Genomic DNA, 10,914 nt, shown 5'->3' with positions numbered 1-10,914 from the left:
CATCGTTTGGTTTCACGACTGCTCCGGTCGGACGCGACCCCGGCAGTCCTACGCCCTCCTGGCAGAATCAAAAGCTCAGACCGCGCCCTCAATCACGACCGGCCACTTCCGATATCTCGATCAGATTCAAATCCGGGTCCCGCACATACACCGACCGGATTGGCCCGGTCGCTCCGGTACGCATCACCGGCCCTTCGATGATCGGCCAGGGCGCGGCGTTGAGGCGGGCGATGACGTCGTCCAGCGGGATCGACGCGATGAAGCACAAGTCCAGCGCGCCGGGGACCGGGACGTGGGCCTTGGGTTCGAACTCTTTGCCACGGATATGCAGGTTGATTTTTTGGTGGCCGAAGGTGAAGGCCATGCGTCCGGCGCCGAAAGTTTCCAGCTTCATGCCCAGCACACGGGTGTAGAAGTCCACCGTGGCGTCAGCGTCCACGGCGGTGAGGACCAGATGGTCAAGGTGATCGATCATGTCGCGCTCCAAACGCTGTTCAAATGAGGCCCCTTGCGCGCCACGCCGCGCGCTGTTCGGCGTCGATGCCCAACTCCGCAAGCACTTCATCGGTGTGCTGCCCGAGGGTCGGGGCCGGACGACTCACACCTCCCGGCGTGGTACCCAGTTTCGGCACGATGCCCGGCAGCATGACGGGCGTGCCGTCGTCGAGCTCGCTGTCGAGGAGCATGTCCCGAGCCTTGTAGTGAGGGTCGCTGGCGATGTCGGCGGCGTCGTAGATTTTCCCGGCAGGAATCCGCGCCGCCGTGAGTTTGGCCAGCACGTCATCCAGGTCAAGGCTCGCGGCCCAAGCGGAGATCGCCGCGTCGATCAGTTCGACCTGCTTGACCCGCCCGTCGTTGTGCGCCAGTGCCGGGTCGGATGCCAGATCGGGCCGTTCGATCAGCGCCATCAAGCGTTGATAAATGCTGTCGCCATTGCCCGCGATCAGCGCGTAACGGCCATCGCGGCAGCGGTAGGCGTTGGACGGCGCGATGCCCGGCAGGCTGCTGCCCGCAGGCTGACGCACGGCGCCGAACACGGAATATTCGGGGATCAGGCTTTCCATCATGTTGAACACCGACTCGTACAGCGCAACGTCGATTTCCTGCCCCTCGCCGCCGTTCTGGTCGCGGTGCCGCAGGGCCAGCAAGACGCCGATCACCCCGTGCAGCGCCGACAGCGAATCGCCTATTGAAACCCCGACGCGCACCGGCGTGCGTTCCGGTTCGCCGGACAAATGCCGCAGCCCGCCCATAGCTTCGCCCACCACGCCAAAACCGGGGCGATCCCGATAAGGGCCGGTCTGGCCATAACCGGAGACCCGCAGCATCACCAGTTTCGGGTTCAACGCGTGCAATTCTTTCCAGCCCAGGCCCCAGCCTTCCAGCGTGCCGGGGCGAAAGTTCTCGACCAAAACGTCGGCTTCGGCAAGCAATTTGCGCACCACGTCCTGGCCTTCGGGCTCACGCAGATCGAGGGTCACCGAACGCTTGTTGCGCGACGACACGGCCCACCACACCGACGTGCCTTCGTGCAGCAGACGCCATTTGCGCAGGGGGTCGCCGGTGCCTGGCGGCTCGACCTTGATCACATCGGCGCCGAATTCGCCGAGAATCTTCGCCGCGAACGGCCCGGCGATCAGCTGCCCGAGTTCGATGACCCGAATCCCTTGCAGTGGCTTTTGCATGACGTGCCCTTTCTTGTCTGAAAAAAGTCGCGTCATTGTCGGCTATCCGGCACGGAAATCCAGCGCCGATTCACTCCTTGATTAAAGGCAAGCGCCAACGCCTCAGGCGTGCTCACTGTCCCAAAACCGCTTGTACATCCCCAACCGCCGCTTCAAGGGCCGCGACAACCGCGCCTCCTCCTTGCCCAGCTTGAACGCCAGCAGCTTCAAGCCATTGCGCAGGAAGGAAGCGGGCCAGAGGTACCAGCGTCGAGCGCCAAGGAAATCCAGCTCGGACCTCACGTAGCGAAAGCCTTCCTTGCGAGCCCCGCCGAACCGGGCATGAATCCACGATTCCCGTGCCTGGAACACGCCGATGTCGAAGTAGCGCCGAAACTCTTCACGCAAGCTGTAGTTATGGGAATGCCGACAGACTGCCGAGCCTTGGTAGGCGACTTTCCAGTGGGACAGCAACATACGGGCCGCAACGTACATGTCTTCGGAGAGGATCACGTGTCGAGGAAACCCGCCCACGGCACGCAGCGCGTCACGCCGGTACGCCGCGAAGGAATTGGACATGAACGGCACCTTGATGCCCATTTCAGGTACGTCGGCGAGGGTCTTGATGCGGGACACCGGCGGGTAGTTGAACCAGCGGGCGTGTTGCGCCAGCACGGTGGCGTCGAGGTGCGGCAACTGGCGGCCACACACGGCGCCGACCAAGGGGTCTTCGAACGGCTGAATAATGTTTTCCACCGCGCGAGGATCTTCGAGGTAGGCGTCCTGAGTCAGGTAGACAAAGACGTCGTAACGGGGATGGGTCTCGGCCATCATCTGCCGCGTCCCGCCGTGGTTGAAGTCCTTGCCGGCGATCTGGACGACATTCTCGCAGCGGGCGCGGGCCAGCTCCCACGTGCCATCGGTGGAGCTGGAATCGACGATCAGGGTGTCGAAAACGGCGGTCTGGGCAGAGAGCGAATCGAGCAGCCGCTCAAGCTCTCTGCGGCCGTTGTACGTCGGGATCACACACGCAACGCGCAAAGCCTGCATAACAATACTCCGGGGCAAAGACTGAATACCCATTTGTCATGACGCACTTTCAGCGTAGCTCAGCTTCTCGCGATTGGATCCCGCCGCCGGTCAGCCCATCACCTCACTCAAGGGGATGAAATTCAGCAGATCACCTTCCGCCACCGTGGTGCCTTCCATGACCTCGATCAGTCCGTCGGCCCACGCCGCACTGCGCAACACGCCAGAGCTCTGGTTGCGGTAGGCGACCAGGCGGCCCTGCTCCAGACGTCCGCGCAAGTATTCGCGACGGTTGCCGGGTTTGGTCCAGACGAAACCGGCGGGCACCTTGAACTGCAGGGGTTTGACCTCGCCCACGCCCAGACGCCGCAAAAGATAGGGCCGCGCCAGCAAGGCGAAGGTCACCAGCGTAGACGCCGGATTGCCCGGCAGGCCGATCACCGGCACGCCGCGAAAACGGCCAAACGTCAGGGGCTTGCCCGGCTTGATCGCCAGCTTCCACAGCGAGATTTCACCCTCTTCACGCAGCGCGTGACCGAGAAAGTCTGCCTCGCCCACTGAAACACCGCCGGTGGAAAGGATCAGGTCAACGTCACCCAAGGCCCCCAGCGCGGCGCGGGTTTTCTCCAGATCGTCTGCCAGAATCCCGGCATCGACGACCTCGCAGCCCAGGCGTTTGAGCCAACTGCACAGCAACACGCGGTTGCTGTTGTAGATCTGCCCCGGCCCCAGCGGCTGGCCCGGTTCGATCAATTCGTCGCCCGTCGAAAGCACCGCAACCCGCGCCCGCCGCATCACCTGCAACTCGCCCAGCCCCATGGTCGCGGCCAGACCCAGCTCGATGGGGGTCATCACGGTGCCCGCGTCCAGCACCTTGTCGCCTACGGTGGTTTCCTGGCCTTTGGGGCGGATGTTCAGGTCGATGCTCAACGGTTCAAGGAAATGCACACGCTCGTCGGGCTGGACCACGGCGTTTTCCTGCATTTCCACGCAGTCCGCGCCTTCCGGCACCGGAGCACCGGTAAAAATCCGCGCGCAGGTGCCGGGCTGCAACGGCAGCGGCGCCTGCCCGGCGAAAATCCGCTGGCTGACCGGCAATGGCTCGCCGGTCCAGTCGGCGACGCGCAAGGCGTAGCCGTCCATGGCGCTGTTGGGCCACGGCGGCAAGTCCAGGGTGGAAATCAGGTCATCGGCGAGGATGCGACCCTGGGCGTCGGCCAGCGTCACGGTTTCGCGCTCGGTGATCGGCGCTTCGGCGGCGAGGGCCATCAACCGCTCCATGGCCTCCTCCACCGGGATCAGGCCACGGGGTTCAGGATTGCTCATCGGTCATCACCCACGGGTTGCGCACGGCTCGGCTTTCTTCAGGTGCGGCACGAAATTGCACGGGCGGAAGCTGTTGTTCAACTGATCGGCCAGGATCCCGTCCCAACCGGTGCGCACGGCATTGGTCGAACCCGGCAGGCAGCAGACCAGCGTGCCGTTGGCCAGGCCCGCCAAGGCGCGGGATTGAATGGTGGAGCTGCCGATGTCCGGCACCGAAATCTGCCGGAACAGCTCGCCGAAACCGTCGACCTGCTTGTCCAGCAGGCACGCCACGGCTTCAGGGGTGCTGTCGCGGCCGGTGAAGCCCGTGCCGCCGGTGATCAGCACCACCTGCACTTCATCGTCGGCAATCCAGGTGGCGACCTGGGCGCGGATCTTGTAGAGGTCGTCCTTGAGCAACACGCGCTCGATCAAGCCATGACCGGCAGCGGTCAGGCGATCGACGAACATCTGCCCGGAGGTATCGTTTTCAAAGGTACGGGTGTCGCTCACGGTCAAAACGGCAATGTTCAGCGGCACGAAGGGGGTGTCAGCCTTGGATTTCATCGGCGTGGTCCGGTTGTAGGGAAAACAGTCCGGTGTTATATCACAGCACCCCTTTTTTCTCCGCTGGACGAGAGCACAATGACGCCTTCCGACACCCTGCCCCCTTGCTCGATCCTGCTGCTGGCTGGCGGTCAGGGCCAGCGCATGGGCGGCCGCGACAAGGGCCTGATCGAATGGCGCGGCGAGCCACTGATTCAACACCTGCATCGCCTGACCCGCCCGTTGACCGACGACCTGATCATCTCCTGCAATCGCAATCAGGACCGGTACGCGCCGCTCGCCGATCGACTGGTTCAGGATGATGAAAGCGGCTTTCCCGGCCCTTACGCGGGGATTCGTGCAGGGATCGCCGTGGCGCGGCACGCCTATCTGCTGGTGATGCCCTGCGACCAGCCGCTGCTGGACCTCGCCCTGCTCAACGCGCTGCGGCGAAAGGCCGTCGAACACCCCGGCCAACCGGTGATGGTGCGTGAGGGCGAGCAATGGGAACCGCTGCTGTGCTGCATCCCAACCCTCCACGCCCCCGTCTTCGAGCAACACTGGCAACAGGGCCAGCGCAGCCCACGCCGGACCATGGCCGAGCTGGGCGCCGTGGCGTTGCAATGTGACGACGGCGATCCTCGCCTGGCGAACCTCAACACACCGTATTTGCTGTCCGCCGTTGAACGCTGATTCGGTCAGACTGCAGGTGCCGGGCAAGTTTCATGGAACTTTGCTGACAGCCCCCGCGTCAGAAACTTCACTACATAAAGAATGACCCTCGGAGACACAGTAATGAAACAACGGACTATTCCCGCAGCCTTCCTGCTCGCACTCGGCCTCGCCACCCTCGCCGGTTGCTCTTCGCCGACTGTGATCACCCTGAACGATGGCCGCGAAATCCAGGCCACTGACCAGCCGAAGTACGACGAAGAATCCGGTTTCTATGAATTCAAACAGCTGGACGGCAAAGAAACCCGCATCAATAAAGACCAGGTGCGTACTGTCAAAGAGCTGTGACGCCTGATGGGCGACACCTGATTCATCTGGTTTGAGCGAAAAGCCCTGCGTCGAGAGATGCGGGGCTTTTTTGTGGCCGTTGGTTTGATTGCTATCAAGGCGCGGGTCTGATCGGTTATGGGGCATTACGTCGTACACCTTCCCCTCTCAAGCAGGACCCAAACACCCGCCTCTGTAGTCCTTTTCTGAAAACTTCGCAGTCCCTCCTTTTTGTGTTTCAGCGCCCAGACAGCCACCTTTTAAACCCCTAGATTCCGCGTTTTTCTCAGCGCGGATCAGGGAATGTCTGACGCCTTATGGGCTGCCCGTCAGGGCGATGCCCTCGCTCACACCTCAATGATGGCCGACGTGTTCGGCGGTGCCCTCGAAGTGGTGGCCACCGTGGCGGTCGGCGTCTTGGCGACCACAGCCATCGTCGCGGCGACGGGGCTGACCGTTGCCACGGGCGGGCTGGGCGCCTGTGTATTGGGCGTGGTCGTTGGGGTGGCGGTGACCGTCGGCATGCAGCTCACGGGCGCCGATAGCCAGCTCAGTGATTTCTGCCAGGGCCTGGCCAACGACCTGTTTCCCCCGACCGTCTGCGCGCACATCATCAGCGGCTCGCACAACGTCTTCATCAATGGATTGCCCGCTGCACGGGCCGCTGGGGCGATATCGGACAGACCGTCCCCTCTGCCCGAGGACGCAGCGCCCGAAGGCACCTTCCTCGACATGGCCGCCGGGTTTTTCTCCGAACTGTGGCGACCCACCGTCGCCACGCCCGACCCCGGCGCCTCGCCACTGCCCAACGACTTGATCGCCTGCGACAAGCACCCCGGCACGCCAGGCCAATACCTGGCGGAAGGGTCGAGCACGGTGTTCCTCAACGGTCAGCCCGCCGTGCGTAGCGGGGATCGCAGCACCTGTGACGCGACGGTGGTGTCTTCCGGATTGATTTCACCCAACGTTCGCATCGGCGGCGGCACGGCGGTGGTGCGCACCATTCGCAGCGGCAAGACGCCGGGCGTGGGGCTGGCGGTGTCGGCGTTGATGATGCTGCGCGGTCGGCCTGTGAAATTCGTCAGCAACTTGCCGTGTCTGCTGATCGGCGGCGCTACGGGATATGTCGTCGGAGCGGTCGCGAGTGCTTTGGGTCGGGCGGTGTCCGGGTCGCCAAATCCGGTGCATGCGGCCACTGGCGCCAAGGTGTTGGGTGGGTCTGAAGAGCTGGATTTCGTCTTGCCGGGCGTGTTGCCGATCGAGTGGCAGCGGTTTTACAGCAGTCGCGATGAGCGGCGCGACGGGCTGTTGGGCGCGGGCTGGAGCGTGGGGTTCGAGGTCCGCATCGAGGTCGAAGCGCTCGCGGACGGTGGCGAGCGACTGGCCTACATCGATGAGCAGGCCCGGCGCATCGACATGGGATCGATTGCGTTGGGTAGCGCGGTGTTCAGTGCGGGCGAAGGGCTGGCGGTCAAGCGGCATCACGATGGTCGTGTGTTGATCGAAAGTGAAAACGGGATTTATCGGCTGTTCGAGCCAAACCTCGTTCATCCGTCCCGCTTGCGTCTGAGCCAGCTCGGCGACCGCAACGACAACCGGATTCATCTGATTTACGACGCCGAGGGGCGCCTGTCCCATTTGCATGACGCCCTCGATGTGATGCGCGTGAGGCTGGTCTATTCAGCGCAATGGCCGGGTCGTGTGGCGCGGATCGAGCGGGTGTTCGATGACGACGCGTCCGAGGTGCTGGTCAGTTATGCCTATGACGATCACGGCGATCTGAGTGAGGTGCGGGACGCGCTGGACAAGGTACAGCGGCGATTCAGCTACGACGCGCATCCGCGCATGGTCGAGCACCAACGGCCCACCGGACTGCGTTGTTTTTATGAATGGGCACTGATCGATGAACGCGAGTGGCGTGTGGTGCATCACTGGACCGACGCGGGGGATGAATACCGCTTCGCCTACGACCTGAGCGCCGGTGTTTCTGTCATTACCGACGGCCTGAATCGCCGCAGCGTCCGACGCTGGAACCCTCAGCACCAGATCACCGACTGCACCGACGCCCTTGGCCAGACGTGGCAGTTTTTCTGGAACGACGAGCGTCAGTTGCTGGGTGCCGTTGATCCTCGGCAGGGCCGATGGGCCTTTGCTTATGACGACGCAGGCAATCTGAGCTCGACTGAAGACCCCCTTGGACGCATCGACTGCACGCTGTGGTTGGAGCATTGGTCGCTGCCGAAGGTGCAAACCGATGCAGCGGGCCATCAGTGGTACTACCGCTACGACGCGCGCGGCAACCGCACCCACGAAGTCGATCCGTTGGGGCATGTCACGCGCTATCGCTTCGACGAACGGGGCCGGGTCGTTGAAATCCTCGACGCCAGTGGCAAAAGCAAAACCCTGCGCTGGAACGCATTCGGCCAACTGACCGATTACATCGATTGCTCGGGTTACAAGACTGAATTCCGCTACGACCGGCGCGGCTTTCTCGACCAGAGCACTGATGCGCTCGGTGAGCGAACGGAATATGGATATGACGCTCAAGGCCGCTTGCTAAGACGCGACCTCCCCGTTGGACGCGTCGAGCGCTTTTTACGCGACGACAGCGGTGCACTGATCGGCTACGTCAACGCCGCCGGGGACATCTCGCGTTACGGCTACGACCGGTGCGGGCGGCTGGAGCGGCATCAAGACCCGCATGAGCGCACGGTTGAGTATCGCCACGACGCGTATGGTCGGCTGGACACGCTGACCAACGAGAACGGCGAACGCTACCGCTTCGGCTGGGACGCCGGGGATCGGCTGATCACCCAACAGGACTTGGACGGCAGCCAGCGGCACTATCGATACGCCTCGCTGGGTGATGTGATGGTCGTCACGCACGTGTCGGGGCAGGATGCCATCGTGCATGCCTTCGAGCGCGATGCGGTTGGGCGCCTGATTGCCAAGGTGACCGATGACGGTCGCACGGTTTACGCCTATGACCCGCTCGACAACCTGATCGACGCGACCTTCACCGGTCTGGACGGCACGCAGCACAGCGTGAGCTTCACCTACGACGCGCTGGGTCAGTTGCTCAGCGAAACCACCAACGCCGGCACCGTTCAGCATCGCTACGACGAACTCGGCAACCTGATTCAGACCCAAACCCCCGACGGGCACTGGATCAATCGCCTGCTGTACGGCAGTGGCCATCTGCACCAACTCAACCTCGATGGCCAGGTCATCTGCGACGTCGAACGGGACCGCCTGCACCGCGAAGTGCTGCGCACCCAGGGCCAGGTCCACACCCGCAGCGCCTACGACCGCAGCGGTCGACTTCAATCACGCGCTCGCCGACACGACAGTCGCCCCCGGCCCTTGCCAGCGGACATCACCAAAACCTACGAATACGACCTCACTGACAACCTGATTGGCCGGGTCGAGCAGCAACGCCATGGCGACCACCAGACCTGGCTCGGTTACGACAGCAGCAGCCGGATCCTCTGCGCACAGGACAGCATCAGCCGAAGGGTGGAGCGATTTACCTATGACCCCGCCGCCAACCTCGTGGTCGGTGAGCCCGGCAACGCGCGGGTCACCCACAACCAACTGCTGACCTGGCAGGACAAACACTACCGCTACGACCGCTTCGGCCGCCTCATCGAAAAACGCAGCACCCGCCGCGGTCTCCAGCGTTTCCGCTACGACGCCGAAAGCCGCCTGATCGAAGTCAGAAACCCCGACCGCTACGTCGTGCGCATGGCCTACGACCCGCTGGGCCGACGTACCCGCAAAACCCTGCACCACCCCGACGGCCACCTCCTCAACGACACCCGATTCACTTGGGACGGCCTGCGTTTATTGCAGGAAGAACAAAACACCCTGCTCACCCTCTACCTCTACGCCGACGACAGCCACGAACCCGTGGCCCGCGTCGACGGCCGAGGCGAACACCAGAAAATCCGCCACTACCACAACGACCTCAACGGCCTGCCCGAACATCTCACCGAACCCGACGGCCACCTCGTCTGGCAGGCGCGTTACCAGGTCTGGGGCAACACCACCGAAGAAACCCGCGAACCCTACTTCCTCGAACACCAGAACCTGCGCTTCCAGGGCCAATACCTTGATCGCGAGACCGGACTGCACTACAACACCTTCAGGTACTACGACCCGGACATAGGGCGCTTCACCACCCCCGATCCGATCGGGTTGGCGGGCGGGCTGAATTTATATCAGTACGCGCCGAACCCGGTGGGGTGGGTGGATCCGTGGGGGTGGAGTTGTGTTCGTGTTCGTCACTACACAAGTAGAAAAGGCTTAAACGGAATTAAAGAGAGCGGATATATCAAGGCAAATGACAATAACAATGTCTATCTTGAGCCCGCTAGTAAAAAACCCTTGAGCGAAACAGCTGCCTGGGAGAAATACCAGCTTGCAAAAAATAAAGGTCGTGACTATGTAGAAACTGATGTACCTGAAGAGCTGCTTAAATGGATAAATAATCCCAGATATCACAGACTCGAGCTTACCGTCAAAGGCGACTTGCAGCTTAGTAACCCTGACTTTTTTAAAAGGAAGTAGCATGCTTAAAAAGAATGAAATTATTAAACTTTCCGGTGCAGAAGCAATTTCTATAATAAAGGAAATTGAGTACCTATTAATCTCTTTAAACAAAATAGCCGAGTACCATTACAACAACGAACAACTAAAGCCCTCGGAAAATACGGCATTAGATTACGCACTCGAAACAACACACTTTATTGACCAAAATGAAATAACACGGCGCCTGGCCAAAGTCAGGCGAATCATTTCAGAAAAATTTGATGATGAATTGGGCAGTGATGATATGGATGATATTGAACGCGAACTAGAACTGCTCAAATACTGGGAACGACCTGGTGATTAATTCATGAATGCAATCGACATGATCTGCAGCAACCTATTTTTGACGAAGCTATTCCCTGAAGGTCTGACTGAGCCTATTTATATTGGTCAATTCGGCCTGGATGTCGCTGGCAGATTTAGCATGAACATACATATCCAACAGAAGCCAGCAATAAAGGTCGCCAGATGGGGCAAGTATGGCGATCACTATGACGTCATCGTGATCAGGCTCTTAGGGTGCGAGGCAAAAAATATTAGTTTCGAGAACTGGATAAATGCCGATTTCGCTTTTTTTGATTTTTCAAAAGAAGGTGATGACATTCGCATCACTGCTCGCGAAGCGAATTGGGCATTTGACGTCACGGTTGGAAACTTTAACTTTCAGGGATGCAACACTTATATCGACGGGAGGGAGGATAGTTGAACAATTATTCGACCTTCAACCGCTACCGTGAGCCTCCTTGTCGCGTCGATCTAAATACTGTTGAAATATCATTCC

At 61.0% G+C, this 10,914-nt stretch carries 10 protein-coding genes; 5 read left to right on the top strand and 5 right to left on the bottom strand.

Going from position 1 to position 10,914, the window contains the following annotated elements; genetic code table 11:
- Positions 1 to 88: 88 nt before the first annotated feature.
- From ACIQAL_RS26865 to moaB, 5 genes are all read right to left on the bottom strand, one after another.
- Positions 89 to 475 carry a VOC family protein gene (locus tag ACIQAL_RS26865; RefSeq protein WP_401150708.1) on the bottom strand — a complete coding sequence of 129 codons (387 nt, stop codon included), beginning with the start codon at positions 473 to 475 and terminating at the stop codon, positions 89 to 91.
- A gap of 19 nt (positions 476 to 494) precedes the next feature.
- Positions 495 to 1,685 (bottom strand): CaiB/BaiF CoA transferase family protein, encoded by a 1,191-nt coding sequence (locus ACIQAL_RS26860; RefSeq protein ID WP_401150705.1) that lies wholly within the window; start codon positions 1,683 to 1,685, stop codon positions 495 to 497.
- A gap of 102 nt (positions 1,686 to 1,787) precedes the next feature.
- Complete coding sequence (locus ACIQAL_RS26855) at positions 1,788 to 2,714, bottom strand: glycosyltransferase (protein WP_401150702.1); 927 nt, start codon at positions 2,712 to 2,714, stop codon at positions 1,788 to 1,790.
- Positions 2,715 to 2,804: 90 nt separating this feature from the next.
- On the bottom strand, positions 2,805 to 4,019 hold the full coding sequence (gene glp, locus ACIQAL_RS26850) for a gephyrin-like molybdotransferase Glp (RefSeq protein ID WP_401150699.1): 1,215 nt from the start codon (positions 4,017 to 4,019) through the stop codon (positions 2,805 to 2,807).
- Positions 4,020 to 4,025: 6 nt separating this feature from the next.
- Positions 4,026 to 4,565, bottom strand: a complete 540-nt coding sequence (moaB, locus tag ACIQAL_RS26845; protein ID WP_166598220.1) for a molybdenum cofactor biosynthesis protein B — start codon at positions 4,563 to 4,565, stop codon at positions 4,026 to 4,028.
- A gap of 78 nt (positions 4,566 to 4,643) precedes the next feature.
- Between moaB and mobA the strand changes: the two genes are divergently transcribed.
- The 5 genes from mobA (at position 4,644) to ACIQAL_RS26820 (ending at position 10,839) form a co-directional block, all read left to right on the top strand.
- Positions 4,644 to 5,237, top strand: a complete 594-nt coding sequence (gene mobA / locus ACIQAL_RS26840; protein ID WP_401150696.1) for a molybdenum cofactor guanylyltransferase MobA — start codon at positions 4,644 to 4,646, stop codon at positions 5,235 to 5,237.
- A 102-nt stretch (positions 5,238 to 5,339) separates the two neighbouring features.
- Complete coding sequence (locus ACIQAL_RS26835; RefSeq protein ID WP_166598218.1) at positions 5,340 to 5,564, top strand: YgdI/YgdR family lipoprotein; 225 nt, start codon at positions 5,340 to 5,342, stop codon at positions 5,562 to 5,564.
- 282 nt (positions 5,565 to 5,846) lie between these two features.
- The gene (locus ACIQAL_RS26830; protein WP_401150693.1) at positions 5,847 to 10,112 is read left to right on the top strand and encodes an RHS repeat-associated core domain-containing protein; all 4,266 of its coding nucleotides are present in this window, start codon (positions 5,847 to 5,849) and stop codon (positions 10,110 to 10,112) included.
- A 1-nt stretch (position 10,113) separates the two neighbouring features.
- Positions 10,114 to 10,437 (top strand): hypothetical protein, encoded by a 324-nt coding sequence (locus ACIQAL_RS26825; RefSeq protein ID WP_401150691.1) that lies wholly within the window; start codon positions 10,114 to 10,116, stop codon positions 10,435 to 10,437.
- Positions 10,438 to 10,440: 3 nt separating this feature from the next.
- Positions 10,441 to 10,839, top strand: a complete 399-nt coding sequence (locus ACIQAL_RS26820) for a hypothetical protein (RefSeq protein ID WP_401150688.1) — start codon at positions 10,441 to 10,443, stop codon at positions 10,837 to 10,839.
- Positions 10,840 to 10,914: the final 75 nt, after the last annotated feature.

The sequence above is a fragment of the Pseudomonas sp. NPDC088368 genome (assembly GCF_044753445.1).
Classification (GTDB): Bacteria; Pseudomonadota; Gammaproteobacteria; order Pseudomonadales; family Pseudomonadaceae; genus Aquipseudomonas; species Aquipseudomonas bambusae.
The sequence above is the reverse complement of the archived record's forward strand: the minus strand, read 5'-3'. Positions and strand labels throughout refer to the sequence as shown.